16 protein-coding genes and 1 tRNA gene are annotated in these 16,969 nt (G+C 43.5%); 8 read left to right on the top strand and 9 right to left on the bottom strand.

Translation table 11 applies throughout. The annotated features are described in order from the left end of the window. Positions 1-303: 303 nt before the first annotated feature. Positions 304-1,641: a valine--pyruvate transaminase gene (locus QL898_RS09890; protein ID WP_290176669.1), complete on the top strand. Its 1,338-nt coding sequence runs from the start codon at positions 304-306 to the stop codon at positions 1,639-1,641. Positions 1,642-1,691: 50 nt separating this feature from the next. On the opposite strand, the gene QL898_RS09885 is transcribed toward QL898_RS09890, so the two are convergent. The 3 genes from QL898_RS09885 to hisB form a co-directional block, all read right to left on the bottom strand. Continuing rightward, positions 1,692-2,081 (bottom strand): hypothetical protein, encoded by a 390-nt coding sequence (locus tag QL898_RS09885; RefSeq protein ID WP_290176668.1) that lies wholly within the window; start codon positions 2,079-2,081, stop codon positions 1,692-1,694. 197 nt (positions 2,082-2,278) lie between these two features. Further along, positions 2,279-2,923, bottom strand: a complete 645-nt coding sequence (hisH, locus tag QL898_RS09880) for an imidazole glycerol phosphate synthase subunit HisH (RefSeq protein WP_290176667.1) — start codon at positions 2,921-2,923, stop codon at positions 2,279-2,281. Continuing rightward, positions 2,923-3,588, bottom strand: coding sequence for an imidazoleglycerol-phosphate dehydratase HisB (gene hisB, locus QL898_RS09875; protein ID WP_290176666.1), 666 nt, complete (start codon positions 3,586-3,588; stop codon positions 2,923-2,925). Before hisB ends, hisH begins: the two co-directional genes overlap by 1 nt. A gap of 375 nt (positions 3,589-3,963) precedes the next feature. On the opposite strand from hisB, the gene QL898_RS09870 reads away from it, so the two are divergent. Beyond that, positions 3,964-4,386: a hypothetical protein gene (locus QL898_RS09870; protein ID WP_290176665.1), complete on the top strand. Its 423-nt coding sequence runs from the start codon at positions 3,964-3,966 to the stop codon at positions 4,384-4,386. A 123-nt stretch (positions 4,387-4,509) separates the two neighbouring features. Continuing rightward, positions 4,510-4,585, top strand: a tRNA-Phe gene (locus QL898_RS09865). 124 nt (positions 4,586-4,709) lie between these two features. Here QL898_RS09865 and QL898_RS09860 read toward each other — a convergent pair. Then, positions 4,710-5,066 carry a hypothetical protein gene (locus tag QL898_RS09860; protein ID WP_290176664.1) on the bottom strand — a complete coding sequence of 119 codons (357 nt, stop codon included), beginning with the start codon at positions 5,064-5,066 and terminating at the stop codon, positions 4,710-4,712. Positions 5,067-5,272: 206 nt separating this feature from the next. Here QL898_RS09860 and QL898_RS09855 point away from each other — a divergent pair, with 206 nt between their 5' ends. Beyond that, positions 5,273-5,773, top strand: coding sequence for a DUF4385 domain-containing protein (locus tag QL898_RS09855; protein WP_165597783.1), 501 nt, complete (start codon positions 5,273-5,275; stop codon positions 5,771-5,773). Positions 5,774-5,903: 130 nt separating this feature from the next. Then, a complete protein-coding gene (locus QL898_RS09850) occupies positions 5,904-6,587 on the top strand; it encodes a phosphoglycolate phosphatase (protein WP_290176663.1) in 684 nt (227 codons plus the stop codon). A gap of 49 nt (positions 6,588-6,636) precedes the next feature. On the opposite strand, the gene QL898_RS09845 is transcribed toward QL898_RS09850, so the two are convergent. Further along, the gene (locus QL898_RS09845) at positions 6,637-8,220 is read right to left on the bottom strand and encodes a YifB family Mg chelatase-like AAA ATPase (protein WP_290176662.1); all 1,584 of its coding nucleotides are present in this window, start codon (positions 8,218-8,220) and stop codon (positions 6,637-6,639) included. A 352-nt stretch (positions 8,221-8,572) separates the two neighbouring features. Here QL898_RS09845 and hemN point away from each other — a divergent pair, with 352 nt between their 5' ends. Further along, positions 8,573-10,144, top strand: a complete 1,572-nt coding sequence (hemN, locus tag QL898_RS09840) for an oxygen-independent coproporphyrinogen III oxidase (RefSeq protein WP_290176661.1) — start codon at positions 8,573-8,575, stop codon at positions 10,142-10,144. Positions 10,145-10,222: 78 nt separating this feature from the next. Here hemN and QL898_RS09835 read toward each other — a convergent pair whose 3' ends face one another. The 3 genes from QL898_RS09835 to QL898_RS09825 all read right to left on the bottom strand — a co-directional run bounded on the left by QL898_RS09835 (position 10,223) and on the right by QL898_RS09825 (position 12,349). Beyond that, positions 10,223-11,083, bottom strand: coding sequence for an SPFH domain-containing protein (locus QL898_RS09835; RefSeq protein WP_057762202.1), 861 nt, complete (start codon positions 11,081-11,083; stop codon positions 10,223-10,225). 16 nt (positions 11,084-11,099) lie between these two features. Next, the gene (locus QL898_RS09830; protein WP_290176660.1) at positions 11,100-11,594 is read right to left on the bottom strand and encodes an NfeD family protein; all 495 of its coding nucleotides are present in this window, start codon (positions 11,592-11,594) and stop codon (positions 11,100-11,102) included. A gap of 215 nt (positions 11,595-11,809) precedes the next feature. Next, positions 11,810-12,349 carry a porin family protein gene (locus QL898_RS09825; protein WP_201547565.1) on the bottom strand — a complete coding sequence of 180 codons (540 nt, stop codon included), beginning with the start codon at positions 12,347-12,349 and terminating at the stop codon, positions 11,810-11,812. A gap of 304 nt (positions 12,350-12,653) precedes the next feature. Between QL898_RS09825 and QL898_RS09820 the strand changes: the two genes are divergently transcribed. Both QL898_RS09820 and QL898_RS09815 read left to right on the top strand, forming a co-directional pair. Beyond that, on the top strand, positions 12,654-13,886 hold the full coding sequence (locus tag QL898_RS09820) for an 8-amino-7-oxononanoate synthase (RefSeq protein WP_290176659.1): 1,233 nt from the start codon (positions 12,654-12,656) through the stop codon (positions 13,884-13,886). A gap of 71 nt (positions 13,887-13,957) precedes the next feature. After that, positions 13,958-14,767: a methyltransferase domain-containing protein gene (locus tag QL898_RS09815; RefSeq protein WP_290176658.1), complete on the top strand. Its 810-nt coding sequence runs from the start codon at positions 13,958-13,960 to the stop codon at positions 14,765-14,767. Between the two features lie 229 nt (positions 14,768-14,996). Here QL898_RS09815 and dnaK read toward each other — a convergent pair whose 3' ends face one another. Further along, positions 14,997-16,937, bottom strand: a complete 1,941-nt coding sequence (dnaK, locus tag QL898_RS09810; RefSeq protein ID WP_290176657.1) for a molecular chaperone DnaK — start codon at positions 16,935-16,937, stop codon at positions 14,997-14,999. Positions 16,938-16,969: the final 32 nt, after the last annotated feature.

Genomic DNA, 16,969 nt, shown 5'->3' with positions numbered 1-16,969 from the left:
TAGCCTACTCTACGTTAAATTTAATTCTAGGCCAAACTGCGTCTAGTTAAAGATAATTGTATTGAGCAAATTTTTATCGCTGATTAAAACGATAGATTGATAATCTACAAAATTCTTAGTCTCACAAAACGAAACGCCTTCTACTCATCTAGAAGGCGTTTTTTACTTCATAAGCTGTATAGACATATAAGTCAATATCTACCCCGCACTTTGCTTATTTTATAGCCCTCATTTGCTATACTAGCCCCACTTTATCGGTTAAATACCCATCTATAACACCCTCCCAAACAGCATGGTAGCCTTATGAAATTCTCAAAGTTCGGTCAAAAATTTACCCAGCCCACTGGCATCTCACAATTGATGGATGATCTGGGCGATGCGCTAAAAAGCGATCAGCCCGTCAACATGTTGGGCGGTGGTAACCCTGCCAAAATTGATGCCGTCAATGAGTTATTTTTGGAGACATATAAGGCGCTGGGTGTTGATAACGACGCAGGCGTACCCAATAGTAGCGCGATTATCAGCATGGCGAACTACTCCAATCCGCAAGGGGATGCAGGCTTTATCGATGCCTTGGTTGGCTTCTTTAACCGTCATTACGATTGGAACCTTACGGCAGAAAACATTGCCCTGACCAATGGCTCACAGAATGCTTTTTTCTATCTATTTAATCTGTTTGGTGGTGCTTTCGTTAATGAAAACAGTCAAGATGAAAAGAACCAATCTATCGACAAGTCCATTCTACTGCCATTGACCCCTGAGTATATTGGCTATAGCGATGTGCATGTAGAAGGTCAGCATTTCACCGCCGTATTACCACATATCGATGAAGTGACGCATGATGGCGAAGAAGGCTTCTTTAAATATCGTGTGGATTTTGACGCGTTAGAGAACTTACCAGCGCTAAAGGAAGGCCGTATCGGCGCAATTTGCTGCTCACGCCCGACCAATCCAACTGGTAACGTGCTGACTGATGACGAAATGGCGCATTTGGCTGAGATTGCCAAACGCTATGACATACCGCTGATTATCGATAACGCCTACGGCATGCCCTTCCCCAATATCATCTACTCTGACGCGCACCTGAATTGGGATAACAATACGATTCTTTGCTTTAGCCTGTCAAAGATTGGTTTGCCTGGTATGCGTACTGGTATTATCGTGGCCGATGCCAAAGTAATCGAAGCGGTCAGCGCGATGAATGCGGTGGTGAACCTAGCACCGACACGCTTTGGTGCAGCGATTGCCACGCCATTGGTTGAAAACGATCGTATCAAGCAATTGTCAGATAACGATATTAAACCGTTTTATCAAAAGCAGGCTAGCCTTGCTGTAAAACTGCTCAAAGAAGCCTTGGGCGACTATCCGTTGGTCATTCATAAGCCTGAGGGCGCGATATTCTTGTGGCTATGGTTTAAAGACTTGCCGATTAGCACACTGGATCTATACGAGCGCTTAAAAGAAAAAGGTACGCTTATTGTGCCAAGTGAGTACTTCTTCCCTGGTGTCGATGTTAGCGATTATCAGCATGCGCACGAATGTATACGCATGAGTATCGCCGCGGATGAGCAGACACTGACTGATGGTATCAAAGCGATTGGTGAAGTGGTGCGTGAGTTGTATGATGAAGCCAAAAAATAAGATGAGCTACTAGAATTATAAATTCAAATAGCAAAACGAAAAAACGGACTTTAATAGTCCGTTTTTTTATGACGCTTGGTCAGTGAAGTCGATTTATTGGTTGGTCGAAATATAGTCGTCCACTTATTCAGCGCAAAGAGCACATACGGCAGCATACAGGTATTAATCAAATCACGAATACTCGCGAGTATCTGATCACGGCTTAAGCCTGTTAAGCCAAGCGATTCAATCGTATCTCGATTGTCTAAATACTCACCCAACAGCGCAATGCAAGTCACGACGATCAAAGCGATAAATGACCGAATACCTTGGCTTTTGATAATAGGTCGTAGCGCAATCAGACACAGCAGATAAACACCGACACCGACATAGATATGTAAGGCATCTTTGGCAAGGCCAGTTGTTTCCACAACATTAATTTTAAAGGCAGTAAAATCCACTGAGATATTCCAAGTATAAGCAAGTAGAAAATAACTGAGCGTATCACTAAACCATGATGGCTAAACTATAATAGCTACAGAATAGCAGCTACAGAATAGTAGCTGCAAAGTGATGGCTGAGCATAAAAAAGGCAGATTATACAATTGATAATCCACCTTCTACTAAATTAAATATTCACTTCACGTTTATCAACTACTTACACATTCCACTCTACAAAGTTCTTGAGCAGTTGCAAGCCAGCAGTATGGCTCTTTTCTGGATGGAACTGGGTGGCAAATAGATTGTCTTGGATCACACTGGCACAGTACGGTTGACCATAGTCACATATCGCCGCTACTTGTGAGCTATCAGCAGGCTCACAGTAATAACTATGCACAAAGTAAAAATGCGCGTTGTCTTCGATACCGTGCCATAGTGGATGGTCAAAATCCATACCGCTGATGGTATTCCAGCCCATATGCGGTACTTTTATCGTCGCGCCCTGCTTGTCTTTCCACGTAGGGTCAAATGCTTCTACAGTGCCGTTTAAGATGCCCAAACAGTCCGTGCCACCATTTTCAGCTGACTGCTCAAACAATGCCTGCATGCCCACACAGATGGCCATAACGGGCTTGTTAAACACTGCATGGCGTATGACGTCATCAATGCCTGCATCACACATACCAGCGATACAATCACGCATCGCACCCACACCAGGGAAGACGATCTTATCAGCCGCCGCGACGACTTTTGGGTCATTGGTGATAGAGACTTCTGCCCCCACTACCGATAGGGCTTTGCTAGCAGAATGTAGGTTGCCCATACCATAATCTAATAGTGCTACTTTAGTCACTTTGGCCATTAAAACGCCTCTTTGGTCGATGGCAAGGTGTTCAATGCACGCTCATCGTACTCACAAGCCATACGTAATGCACGAGCAAAGGCTTTAAAGGTTGATTCGATTTGATGATGGCTGTTTTTGCCTTTTAGATTATCCAAATGCACCGTCATCCATGAGTGATTGACGAATCCGTAAAAGAACTCACTGAACAAATCAACATCGAAACGGCCGACGTGCGAACGCGTAAATGGGATATCCATGTGTAGACCAGGACGCCCTGACAGATCGACGACAGCACGGGTCAATGACTCATCTAGCGGCGCATAAAAGTGCCCATAACGACGAATGCCTTTTTTGTCACCCAATGCTTTGTTAAATGCTTGACCAAGGGTAATGCCAGTGTCTTCGACGCTATGGTGATCATCAATAAATGTATCACCAGTACATTTGATATCTAGGTCAAACAAACCGTGACGCTTAATTTGATCAATCATATGATCCAAAAATGGCACACCAGTGTCTACCGTGCCTTTACCTGTACCATCCAGATTAACGGTACAGGTGATTTGCGTTTCGGCAGTGATACGTTCAACGGTCGCGATACGTTCAGGGCGACCATATAAATTTACGTTTTTTGACTCAGTTTGCTCAAGTGTGGCAGCAGTCGTCGTTGCATTGGCTGTCATGGCTACTCTCTATCAGTTTTTTATCAGTGAAAAGCGGTCAATAAATAAGGCAAAAATCTGCCCAAAATATTTTACTAGTGTCTGAGACAGACCTTAGCAGAAAATGATATATACAAAAGATATCAACATATTAGGGCTGATACATACCAAATATTATATAGCCTCATCATAGCAAACCCTAACATTTACTGCCACGACCAAGCGGTAAACCACGCACAAAATCACGTCATTCTGCTAAAATAGTGTGTTTAGTATTATCAATCATGACTTGCGCTGACTTTGAAGACCCTTACTTACGGCACTACACACTATGACATCGTGCTGTCTCATATTGCTAATTTATACTATAGAAACCCTCTATTTATAGGAACTGCTATGCCTTTAGAAGCGATCGCCATTAATAGTTTGGATGCGCCACTTATTAAAAAACCTGCTCGCGACAATGAGCTAGCAGAGCGCCTGCAGGCGTTGTACGATAGTGATGATGCACAGCCTGACGGTATCGAGGTATTAAATATCGTTGAGCAAGGGTTTAGACGTGGACAGTACCTCTATGTCGGGATGTTCAATGATAAGCCTATCGCTGCGGTCGCCTGCTTTGATGATGGGCAGACCAATGCTAAGCGCCTGCAGTATCTCACGGTGCATCCAGAAAACCGTAAGCGTGCTATCGATGCCAAGTTTATTAAACTGGTCTATGATTGCGAAGTTAGAAAAGGCGTACGTGAATTTGTCCCTGCTGACGCTGATATTCACCGTATCATGAGCGAGTACGAACTATTGCGTGTGAAGGACTAAACTGAGCGCTAAAACGGTTAATTTTGCCAATATCTAATTATTTATCGTCTTTTATCAGATATAATGCAAAAACAGCTTGACAGAAGCGCGTATATTTAGTTTAATAGCGACCTCAACGAAGACGGCTCGATAGCTCAGTAGGTAGAGCAACGGATTGAAAATCCGTGTGTCGGCAGTTCGATCCTGCCTCGAGCCACCATTCGTTAATAGAATTCTAAAAAGCCCTGAACAGCGATGTTCGGGGTTTTTTTTATGTTTAAATTTTACCGTATTCTTTAGCTTTCATTCTATTCATGTGTTGCTCTTATTTGTAGAGCCGACCACTATTCGTACAACCGACCACGTAATAATAAATTACAGCGCTCACGCGAATCCAAGTCGTATATAGTTGCGTGGTAATCAATACCGTGACGCCCCTCAAAAAATATCACTCGGTCGCCCACTGCCAAAAAACAAGACGTACGCGCATCATAGATAAAGCCATCTATCACAAATGCCAAATCGCGATCTATCTCGCGTACTGTATACGTCTCACCTTGCGGAATCAAACGTTCAAACCACGCGCTATGGGCAGTCGTATTGGCTAGCACACTTGTCGTTAGCAATAGCCATGCCACCAGTATATTTTTGGGTAATCGCAAACGGCTGAGCTCATTTACATTTATCTTATTTCTCAACATAACATTTCTCGTAGCATTGCATTCATCATACTCATAGCCTTCATACGTCTCACAGCTGACTTTACCATAACCATTTTAACTCACCGCTTTTGATGCTAAATACCTACTGTCACGGTTGCATAACATTTTTGTGCTTTTTTCTAAACAGCTTGGCTAAGTATACTCAATAACCATATACGAGTAGATAAAAATAATAGGTCATAGATATGAGAGAGTTTGATTACGACTTGGATTATAAGAGTTTAGATTTGCGCGCTCAGCCTGAGTTGTACCGTGTCGGTCGCGGTGAGCAAGGCGTATTACTGGTAGAGCCTTACAAGTCTGAGATTTTACCCCATTGGCGATTTGCGACTCCCGACATCGCCCGCGAGAGTAGTGAAGCTATCTATCAGATGTTTTTAGATTACTTGGCTGACGACGACTTTGTCGGTGCAGATATGGCGCGTAAGTTTATACAAATGGGCTATACCCGCGCTCGTCGCTATGCCAATCATAAAGGCGGTAAAAAATATAAAGGCGCGGTACCTGATGATAAAAAAGGTCAAAGCGGCGCTCATGGCCGCGAAGAGTTGCCACGACAAGAGGAAGATCCAGTCAAAGCAGAATCCGCACGAATCTTTAAAGTTAAATGGGATGAGTGCCGAGAGAACGAAGATTATTTAAGAATGAAGAAAGAGCATCGTGAACGCTATAAAGATGTCGAATAGTTGCTAATGCTCAAGACATTTGCTCAAGACATTAAGCACAACAGGTAACTAAATTGACTGGTCTCAAAACGCTACTGTGCTAAGGTATGCTCAACATAATAAATATAACGATTTCCAATAGTGAGGAATAATGAATAAGCAGCTTTTAATTTTTGATTTTGATGGAACACTCATTGATAGCGTACCTGATTTAGCCGACGCAACCAACGCCATGCTAACCACATTGGGTAAAGACACCTACCCTATCGAGACGATACGCAATTGGATAGGAAATGGCTCACGCCTGCTCGTAGAGCGCGCTTTGGTTGGCAAGGTAGAAGTAGCAGATGGCGAGCTAACGGTTGAGGAAGCCGATCATGCAGAGCAAATATTTTTTGAGGCTTATAAGAATCTTAGTGGTAGCAAAACCGTTGCCTATCCAGGTGTCGATGACGGACTAAAACGACTGCACGCTGCTGGCTATACGCTTGCTTTAGTCACCAACAAGCCCATTCGATTTGTACCGAAAATATTGCAGTCGTTTGGCTGGCAAGATTTGTTTAGTGAGGTGATGGGCGGTGACAGTTTGCCGGTCAAAAAACCAGACCCCGCGCCCCTACTACACGTCTGTGAGACTCTCAATGTCAGTGTCGAGCAAGCAGTGATGATTGGAGACTCTAGAAACGATATGTTGGCTGGACAGAACGCCAATATGGACACGCTCGGCCTGTCTTATGGCTACAACTATGGGCAAGATATTCGCGAATTAAATCCGACCGAAGCATTTGATTACTTTGCTGACTTAGTTGCTTGGATTATTAAAGATAAAGCCTAGTGTATATGGAATCTATCAATTATCATGGTGTAACTTTCTCAAATAGAGATTACGCTTTGCTGCGATAGCTCAGTGCCTCAGATACGTGGGCGCTGTTGATATCCGTACTGTTAGCCAAATCTGCGATTGTACGAGCCACCCGTAATACTCGGTGGTAGCCACGTGCTGATAAATTTAGACGCTGCTGAGCAAGTTGCAATAACTGCTTTTCATTGTCGCCTAGCTGGATATATTCATCGATTTCGCTAGGGCTAAGCTCATTATTAACCTTTTGTTGGCGCTGCATTTGATGCTGATGCGCGACCACTACGCGAGCCCGTACTTGCTTGGAGGTTTCACCTACCTGACTATTTTGCAAATCAGCAATCGGTAACGCAGGTACGGTAATATGTAAGTCAATACGATCTAAGAGAGGTCCAGATAGTTTGTCTTGATAGCGTTTGATCTGCTCAGGTCGACAGCGACAACGTCCTGATGTATCGCCATCATAGCCACATGGGCAAGGATTCATCGCAGCAACCAATTGAAAATTCGCCGGAAAAGTCATTTGAGAATTAGCGCGACTAATTGTGATTTGTTTGGCTTCTAGCGGCTGACGCAATACCTCTAGCACGCTCCGATCAAACTCCGGTAACTCATCTAAAAACAACACGCCTTTATTAGCAAGTGTGATCTCACCTGGTTTCGGCCGTGAACCACCACCGACTAATGCTACTGCTGATATCGTATGATGTACTTGTCTGAACGGCCGCGTCCCATAGTCGTAGTCGCTGTCTGCCACCGAATAGGTACTGGCAACCTCTAGTGCGTCCTCATCACTCAAGTCTGGCAATATCGTTGGCAGTCGTGATGCCATGAGCGTCTTGCCAGAACCCGGTGGGCCTGTAAATAACAATGAATGACCGCCAGCGGCGGCAATTTCTAACGCGCGGCGAGCATGATGCTGTCCTTTGACATCAGCTAAATCCACTTGATAGCCAACATGCTGCTGTGCAGGACTAGGCTGTACCACTGCTAAACTCTCATAGCTTGCACTTGGGTCAACGAGCGACTGTAGATGGTCACAAACTGCTTTTAGGCTTGAGGCAGCTAGTATCGTTACGCCATCAACGCGGCTGGCCTCACGACCATTATCAATCGGTACGATCAGTTGCAGTGTTATCGGCGGCGAGGTATCCGAGTTATTTTGCTCTTGGTCACTCGCTGCTACTAACTTCGACAATGCTAATGCCAACTTCTCAGCTTTGATTGCTCGTGCGACTGCCAAACTACCAGTTACTTGTCGCAATTGACCATTGAGCGCTAATTCGCCAATAAACTCATATCCTGATAGCACCTCTGGCTCAAGCTGTCCGCTTGCCGCTAGTATACCGATAGCAATTGGTAAGTCTAAACGCGCCCCATCTTTAGGTAAATCAGCAGGAGCTAAATTGATTGTGAGGCGGCGGTTAGGAAACTGGAAACCTGAATTAAGAATGGCAGAGCGTACCCTGTCTTTACTCTCACGCACGGCGGCCTCAGGTAGCCCAACGATGGTCAATGCAGGCAGTCCTTGCGATAGATGCACCTCAATGATGACCTTGGGAGCATGCAGACCAACCACCGAACGAGTATAGACTTGGGCAAACGACATCAGCATCTTCCTAATACAGAGTGTCATTGATAATAAAGTATTATTTATCAACGCGCAAACGTCGTGTTTTATTGCTGGTGTAGAGAGAATCACCAAAACCTCAGCGTCGTTCTGAGGTTTTTTATGTGTAAATAACGCTCTATTTTAATATTTAAGAATACCCACCGACCACCCCACTGCTAATAGGGATTTGTTATACTATCTACTATACATTTAGCGATACATACTGCTGCCGATGACGTATTCAAATCTTATTATCGATCAGTCATAAAATTGAAAAATAAATACCAAATCTGAAGTCATTGATAATATAAAAACCAGCAGTATCTAGAGTAAAAACGAGGAATAACGCATGACAGACTATTCAGAACAGAACACTCAACAGCCCTACAACCGTGCGGACGAGCCGCCCACGACTGTGCGCCCTGTTATGCAACCTGACAACCCTTATGCCAGTACACGCGGCAGCATTACTAGCAAGCAGCTACCAGCATTTGATGAGGCAATTATCAATAAGTACAATCGCTCAGGGCCACGTTATACCTCTTATCCGACAGCTCTAGAGTTCACGCCAATACCAGATAGCTTTGAAACAAACAGCTTTGAAGCTATTGGCCTTGAGACGAAAATCCTGCAGAATCGTGAAGCGCGCGCTCCTTTATCACTATATTTTCATATTCCGTTCTGTCGCCACCTTTGCTACTACTGTGCTTGTAATAAGATTATTACCAAAAAAAATAGTGACTCTGGTGATTACTTGCAGTATTTAATCACTGAAATTACGCATAAGCGCCGCCTGTTATCTACGCCAGAAGGCAGCGATAAACCATTGGTCAAACAGCTACATTTGGGCGGTGGTACGCCAACGTTTTTGCGTGACGAAGAAATGGTGCAATTATGGGAGTTTTTACAGACTCAGTTTGAGTTTTTGCCAGAAGACGAAGGTGACTACTCTATCGAAATTGACCCTCGTGAGCTGAGTGAAAACACTCTAAAGATACTGCGTAATCTCGGTTTCAACCGTATTAGCTTAGGCGTACAGGACTTGGATGAAACGGTACAAATCGCTGTTAATCGTGTGCATTCCGCAGAGCTTATCGAAAGCGTGCTAACAGAAGCACGTGAGCTTGGTTTTCGCTCTATCAATATTGATTTGATTTATGGTTTGCCGCATCAAACGCCTGATACGTTGGACAAAACCGTAAATCGTATAATCGAGATGTCGCCAGATCGCCTATCGGTCTTTAACTATGCGCATTTGCCTGAGCGATTTAAAGCCCAGCGTCAGATAAAAGACGAAGACTTGCCCAGCCCAGCTGCCAAACTGACGATGCTCGGCAATACTGTCAACACATTGACCGAAGCCGGTTATCAATATATCGGTATCGATCATTTTGCCAAACCTGATGACGAACTGGCTGTCGCCCAGCGTGAAGGTAAGTTGCATCGTAATTTTCAGGGTTACACCATCATGGGTGATTGTGACTTATTAGGTTTTGGTGTCTCATCAATCAGTCAGATTTCTAATGCTAATACGCGCTATATTTTGCAAAACGATACTGATCTACAGAGCTATCAAGCCAAGATTGATATGGCGAAAATCAATCCAACTGTCATGCCTGCGGTAAAGTATATTAAAACCTCTATCAAAGATCGCTTGCGTGAGTACGTCATCATGAACTTGCTCTGCCACGATTATCTCGATTTTAAAGATGTGAATCAAAAATTTGGTATCGATGCCATCACCTATTTTATTAATGAGATTCAGCAGTTGGGCGCTATGCAAGACGATAGATTGATTGATATGGATGCAGCAGGTATTCGCGTCTTACCCAGAGGTCGCTTACTTGGCCGTAACGTCGCTATGGTATTTGATGAATACTTGGAAAAGAAACACCAAAACCGCTTTTCAAAAGTTATTTAAGTTAGCGAGCCATTCGTCCAATTATTAGACATAAAAAAGACCTCAAGCGAGGTCTTTTTTTAATAGTGCTGTAGCTTTTTATACTTTTAATTTATCACCGACCATACCTTTTACAGTGCTTAAAATATCTGCTGGTAATACCACCATTTTGGAGTTGTCAGATTCAGCCAACTCTCGTATCGCTTTGATATACTGCTCACCCAGCAAGTATACAATCGGCATCTCTTCCTCACCCATCGCACTGGTAATCAAACGAATCGACTCTTCAGAACCTCTGGCTAATACCACCTGCGCTTCAGCATCACGGCGTGACGCTTCCAATCGACCATCTGCTTCTAAGATAGCAGCTTGCTTTTGACCATCAGCACGGGTCACGGTTGCACGGCGTAAACGCTCTGCCGCTGCTTGCTCTTCCATAGACGCTTGCATGGTCTGCGAAGGATTAATATCTTGAATCTCTACTGTCTTAAGAGTAATACCCCAATCCGCGATGTCTTCTGAAATCGCATGTTTTAGCTTGGTTTTGATCTCGTCGCGACTAGACAATGCACTATCAAGATCCATTTCACCAATAATCGAACGCAATGACGTTTGTACCAGATTACGGATACCGTATTCATAATCTTCAATACCATAGACCGCCTTATCAGGACGCACGATATTAATATAAGCGACAGCGTTTGCAATAATAACGACGTTGTCACGAGTAATGACTTCTTGTGACGGAATATCGAGTACGATGTCCTTAGTCGTTACCTTATAAGCCACATCATCTACATAAGGTATGATGAGGTTGAGTCCAGGCTCCAGCGTTTGGCTATATTTGCCCAGTCGCTGTACTACCCATTTATAACCTTGCGGTACAATACGTACGCCTTTAAACACGGTGAATACCACCAGTGCAATCAATACCACCATGACAATACTAAAGCTTTCCATAACTCATCCCTTATTATTATACCTGCATACTTTTATGCATCGCTGCCTGCGCTTTTGTACTGCTCACAATCAGCTCGTTACCCACGATATCAGTCACTACCACTCTATCGCCGATTGCCACCTGCTCCCCTCTCGTACGGCACATCCATTCAGCCGCACCAACGATAGGAACACTAAATCTAACCGTGCCAGCTTTATCTAGCTGCGGTGACACGATAATCATTCCGACCTCACCAACTATGATACTACCGCCTAGCCCAGCTTTGGTACGATCTACTGACAACGGTTTGATAAACTTAAACCAAGCCAGCAAAAACACAGCAGAGAGCACTAACCAGACGATAATCTGAACAGAGACAGAAATAGGCAACAGCCACGATAGCGCTGCAACGATGATGGCAGCGGCACCAAACCACAGACTGGCAAACGTCGGTACAAACATCTCAACGATTAGTAATAAGAAGCCTAATACTAACCAATGCCAAGGTTCAATCATCCAAAGTATCTCCATCCTTGCCACCATTCCTATCTTTATCATTCCAGTTTTTAATGTAGCACATTTTTAAGGATAACAACGCTTTAACGGTAATGATATATTACTTGTTAAGTACTTATAGATTACTGTCCTAAAAACTTATACATAAATTTTAAGCAAAAAAAAACGACCACTTAAAGTGATCGTTTCTTTATTATAGCTGTTTAGCTAAAAACTTATTTTCTAGATAATTAGAATTTTAGCTGTGCACCAACAGTCATAAGGTCTGCATCGCTACCTAGCATGTCGTATTCAGCTTCAACACTGAAGTCAGAGTTTACTGCGTAACCAAGACCTACACCACCAGCAATGTTAGTGTCGTCGTCTGAGAAATCAGAAGCACCAGCAAAGTTAGTGTTGTTAGCTTCTACTTCAGTTTTTGCAACACCTAGCTTACCTTTTGCGTATAAGCCGCTATTTGGGAATGCATAACGGTAAGTACCATAAGCGCCGTATGTCTTAGCATCGATGTCGCCGCCTCTATAGTCAGCATCATCTGAACCTACGTATTCTGCTTCGATACCGAAGTTAGGATCAAAGTTATAACCAGCAGTTACACCGTATGCAGTTGGGTCATCAGCGCCATCAACATCTAGATCGAACTGACCAACTTTAGCAGCAACATATGGCTGACCTGTGTAGCCGTTGCCATAGTTAACAGCAGCTTGTGCACCTACAGAAAGTAAAGAACCAGTTGCTAGTGCAAGTATTGTTTTTTGTAGAGTTTTCATTATTAGCTCCTTGAAAGAAATTTGGACAAACAAGTTATTTATTTATATTGGCCTTGTGGCCCTATCGCCTTGTCTGCTAACGATGAATACATAGTAACAAACTATTTCAGACACTCTGTCAGTGTTTAATGGTATGAGAGTTAAGAATTGAAAGCGTTTATCAGTGTGTGGGTTACAAAGGCCTAGATATGAAACCTTTTGTTACATCCACCCAGTTTATGCAATAATCCGTACTCATTTCACAGTTTTCTTGCTAGACAAATCAGCTAAATATGGCTGATATAACAATAATTAGAGAGAAAAAATGCAAAATTCTATCACTGTGCGTTTGCAAAGCGCACTTGCAGACTTAAAAGCAAAGCAGCAGTATCGTCAATTACCAAACTTGCAGCACGATGGACGATACGTCGTTAGTGCAGGTAAGGCTTTACTCAATATTGCGAGTAATGATTACCTGGGTTTAGGCGGCGATACCGAGATGCAAGCTGAGTTTCTTACTCAAGTGGGACAGCTTTCTGTTACACACATTCCTAAAATGAGTGCCACTTCCTCACGCCTACTCACAGGCAACGATATACAGTTAGAAGCTCTAGAAGAAGAACTGCAAAATTGGTATCAAAGCGCCATAGAAAAACAGAATTTAACCGATTCAAAGTCGGTGTTGGTGTTGAACAGTGGCTATCACGCCAACCTAGGTATCTTGCCAGCATTGACAGCTTTGCCAGTCAAGACACTCATTTTGGCTGACAAGCTAGTACATGCCAGCATTATCGATGGGATGCGCCTGAGCCAAAGCAAACTTGTTACCTATCGTCGTTACCGTCATAACGATTACGAGCATTTAGCCAAGTTTATTGAACAAGCAGACGAGACGGTCGAACGCATCATTATTGTCACCGAGAGTATATTTAGTATGGATGGTGACCGTGCTGATTTGCCTCAACTAGTACAATTAAAATCCAAAGATGCTCGTATTGAGCTGTATGTCGATGAAGCACATGCTGTTGGAGTGCTTGGCGATACAGGTCTAGGGTTGGCGGAAGAAACAAATACCTTGGCGGATATTGACTACTTGGTGGGTACCTTTGGTAAAGCATTTGCTTCAATGGGTGCTTATATAATGTGTGATGAGGTCGTCAAACAATGGCTGATCAATGCCATGCGTCCACTGATTTTTAGTACCGCACTCCCTCCGATAAACCATGCATGGACACGATTTATCTTAGCAAAGATGCCGACCTTAACTGACCAACGTGCGCATCTAGCACAGTTATCTACTACGCTTAGTCAAGCCATTGACCCACGGCACCGTGTATCGCCAACTTTGCAAGAGATATATTACCAATCCCCTATCGTTCCTTATATATTAGGCGATAATGCGAATACCCTTGCCAAAGCGCAAAAGTTGCAAGCAGCTGGATTTTACGCGCTACCTATCAGGCCGCCTACTGTGCCTGCAAACACTGCTCGCATTCGCTTAGTTATGAACGCCAAACTGACTAACGAAGACTGCGAGCGACTGATACAGCAGTTGTAACCTTATCGTTTGACACAGAATTTACTTCTACTATTGATAGATAACTGGTGCACTTGGATATAATGAAGCCTATGACAACATTCGACACAGCTGATGACCTCAGTGTTAGAAAACAAACCATCGCTCGCCACTTTGCCAATGCAAGCGACTATGACCAGCATGCTAGTATCCAGCAGATCGTTTGTCAGTATTTATTAGACAGTATTGCTCATACCAAGCAAAGCAGTGTGCTAGAAGTGGGTGCAGGCACAGGTCAAATGACGCGCCTACTCGATGAGCATATACAGAGTGAGCACTGGGTTATTAATGAGTTATGTACTGAGCAAAGTGCTACATTACAATCAATACTACCTGCTGCTGACGTAATGATTGGTGATGCTGAAACCATAGATTTAGCAGAAAATCATAGCTTGATAGTTAGTGCCAATGCCGTGCAATGGTTTGATAATCCATTGAGTTTCGTCACGCAATCAGCGCAGCGTCTACAATCTGGAGGCCAGCTAGTCTTTAGTACTTTTACGCCAAATAACTTTTTGCAAATTAAAACTCTTACTGGCCAAGGGCTTTACTATCCAGATATTGATAAATGGCAATTGGCATTAGATAGTGCTGGCTTTAAGAATATCGAACTCTCAATTCAGCGCTTCGATTTACCATTTCCTACTCCCTACGCTATTTTAAAGCATATGAAACTCACTGGCGTATCGACCAATCAAACTCAGGTTACGTCAGATGATACTCAAACCTTTATATGGACAAAATCGCGTCTACAGCAATTTGAGTCAGACTATTGGCAGCAATTCTCAGGAAAGGATGAAACAGGACAGCTCATGGTTAATTTGACCTATGAAGTGCTCATAGTGAGCGCGTTTAAACTATAAGCACGTACCTTATTAATAAAAACAATAGCTAGCAGAAACAGTAGCCGTTAGAAAAAACAGCCATAAAAAAACGCACCCCGAAGGATGCGTTTTTTTAATTTAACTACTTATCGATTTGTATCGACTATACCATTTTCAAAAACTTGAGTAGCAAGAAAAACGAGCGTAAGTACTACATTGAGTAGACTAAGCGAGTTTGACGCAGCTAATCGCGTTTTTGGATTTGGTATTACTTTTTGTCTTCGTCTACTTCAGTGAACTCAGCATCGACAACGTCGTCATCAGCTTTGTTGCTACCAGCATCGTCAGCACCTTGTTGGAACTGGCTTGGATCCATACCTTCTGCACCAGCGCCGCTATCAGAGTAGATTTTTTGGCTGATTGGCAAGAATGCATTGTCTAATGCTTCAAGCTTAGCTTTGATTTCGTCATGGTCATCTTCTTTCGCTGCGGCTTCAAGCTCAGTGATAGCAGATTCTACTGTTGATTTTTCTTCATCAGTGACTTTATCTTCTGCTTCTTTTAGCGCTTTTTGTACGGCATGAATACGACCATCTGCTTCGTTACGAACTTGCGCTAGGTTAGCGAACTTCTCATCTTCAGCAGCATTGGCTTCTGCATCGCGAACCATTTGTTCGACTTCTTCGTCCGACAAACCAGAATCCGCTTTGATTTGGATACTTTGAGCTTTACCAGTACCTTTATCGGTTGCAGAGATGTTCATGATACCGTCAGCATTAATGTCAAAAGACACTTCGATTTGCGGTAGGCCACGTGGTGCTGGTGGAATATCCGTCAAGTCAAAACGACCAAGCATTTTGTTTTGGTTAGCGATTTTACGCTCACCTTGATATACCTGAATCGTTACAGCTGGCTGGTTGTCTTCAGCAGTCGAGAATACCTGTGATTTCTTAGTAGGAATCATGGTGTTTTTCTCGATAACTGGCGTCATAACACCGCCCATTGTTTCGATACCTAGCGTCAATGGCGTTACATCAAGTAGCAATACGTCAGTTTTGTCACCAGACAATACGGCACCTTGAATCGCTGCACCAGCTGCAACTGCTTCATCAGGGTTCACATCTTTACGTGGCTCTTGACCGAAGAAGTCTTGTACTTTTTGCTGTACTAATGGCATACGAGTCTGACCACCAACGAGGATAACGTCATCGATATCGCCGATTTTTAGACCAGCATCTTCAAGGGCGATCTTACAAGGGCCCATGGTGCGCTGTACTAATTCTTCCGTTAGGCTCTCTAGTTTTGAGCGGCTGATAGTTACAACCAAATGCTTAGGACCACTGCTATCAGCAGTAATATAAGGCAAGTTCACTTCCGTGCTTTGTGCACTTGATAGCTCAATCTTCGCTTTTTCAGCCGCTTCTTTTAGACGCTGCATCGCAAGAGAGTCACCTTTTAGGTTCACGTCTTGCTCTTTCTTGAATTCAGCCACTAAGAAGTCAATCAATGCTGAATCAAAGTCTTCACCACCTAGGAACGTATCACCGTTGGTCGCTAGTACTTCGAACTGTTGCTCGCCGTCTACGTCTGCGATTTCGATGATTGAGATATCGAAAGTACCACCGCCTAAATCATACACAGCAACAGTGCTATCGCCCTGCTTCTTGTCCATACCATAAGCAAGTGCAGCAGCAGTTGGCTCATTGATGATACGTTTTACATCAAGACCAGCGATTTTGCCCGCATCTTTAGTTGCTTGACGCTGTGAGTCATTGAAATAAGCAGGTACAGTTACAACCGCTTCAGTCACACTCTCACCAAGATAATCTTCTGCTGTTTTTTTCATTTTTTTCAAGATTTCAGCAGAAACCTGTGGTGGCGCAAGCTTTTTACCGTTGATTTCTACCCATGCATCGCCGTTGTCTGCTTTAGCGATTTTGTAAGGAACCATGCCGATATCTTTTTGCACAACTTTGTCATCAAAACGACGACCGATCAAACGCTTGATCGCAAACAAAGTGTTGCTTGGGTTGGTTACTGCTTGACGCTTAGCTGACTGACCAACAAGCGTTTCGTCATCTTTATAAGCGACGATCGATGGTGTTGTACGAGTACCTTCAGCGTTTTCGATGACTTTGACTTTGTCACCTTCCATCACTGCTACACACGAGTTAGTAGTACCTAAATCAATACCAATTACTTTACCCATAATCAATTGCTCCTAATTTGTTTTTAACTATA

It is taken from the genome of Psychrobacter sp. APC 3279, from assembly GCF_030407795.1.
In the GTDB taxonomy this organism is placed as follows: Bacteria; Pseudomonadota; Gammaproteobacteria; order Pseudomonadales; family Moraxellaceae; genus Psychrobacter.
This window is presented reverse-complemented; position numbering and strand designations above follow the sequence as displayed.

Excerpts from the sequence above, each read along its gene's own strand:
- QL898_RS09815 (WP_290176658.1), top strand. The coding sequence starts at position 13,958 with ATGACAACATTCGACACAGCTGATGACCTCAGTGTTAGAAAACAAACC.
- QL898_RS09850 (WP_290176663.1), top strand. The coding sequence starts at position 5,904 with ATGAATAAGCAGCTTTTAATTTTTGATTTTGATGGAACACTCATTGAT.
- QL898_RS09820 (WP_290176659.1), top strand. The coding sequence starts at position 12,654 with ATGCAAAATTCTATCACTGTGCGTTTGCAAAGCGCACTTGCAGACTTA.
- QL898_RS09830 (WP_290176660.1), bottom strand. The coding sequence starts at position 11,594 with ATGGAGATACTTTGGATGATTGAACCTTGGCATTGGTTAGTATTAGGC.
- QL898_RS09860 (WP_290176664.1), bottom strand. The coding sequence starts at position 5,066 with ATGTTGAGAAATAAGATAAATGTAAATGAGCTCAGCCGTTTGCGATTA.
- QL898_RS09835 (WP_057762202.1), bottom strand. The coding sequence starts at position 11,083 with ATGGAAAGCTTTAGTATTGTCATGGTGGTATTGATTGCACTGGTGGTA.
- hisB (WP_290176666.1), bottom strand. The coding sequence starts at position 3,588 with ATGACAGCCAATGCAACGACGACTGCTGCCACACTTGAGCAAACTGAG.
- hisH (WP_290176667.1), bottom strand. The coding sequence starts at position 2,923 with ATGGCCAAAGTGACTAAAGTAGCACTATTAGATTATGGTATGGGCAAC.
- hemN (WP_290176661.1), top strand. The coding sequence starts at position 8,573 with ATGACAGACTATTCAGAACAGAACACTCAACAGCCCTACAACCGTGCG.
- QL898_RS09825 (WP_201547565.1), bottom strand. The coding sequence starts at position 12,349 with ATGAAAACTCTACAAAAAACAATACTTGCACTAGCAACTGGTTCTTTA.
- QL898_RS09855 (WP_165597783.1), top strand. The coding sequence starts at position 5,273 with ATGAGAGAGTTTGATTACGACTTGGATTATAAGAGTTTAGATTTGCGC.
- QL898_RS09870 (WP_290176665.1), top strand. The coding sequence starts at position 3,964 with ATGCCTTTAGAAGCGATCGCCATTAATAGTTTGGATGCGCCACTTATT.
- QL898_RS09845 (WP_290176662.1), bottom strand. The coding sequence starts at position 8,220 with ATGTCGTTTGCCCAAGTCTATACTCGTTCGGTGGTTGGTCTGCATGCT.
- QL898_RS09890 (WP_290176669.1), top strand. The coding sequence starts at position 304 with ATGAAATTCTCAAAGTTCGGTCAAAAATTTACCCAGCCCACTGGCATC.
- dnaK (WP_290176657.1), bottom strand. The coding sequence starts at position 16,937 with ATGGGTAAAGTAATTGGTATTGATTTAGGTACTACTAACTCGTGTGTA.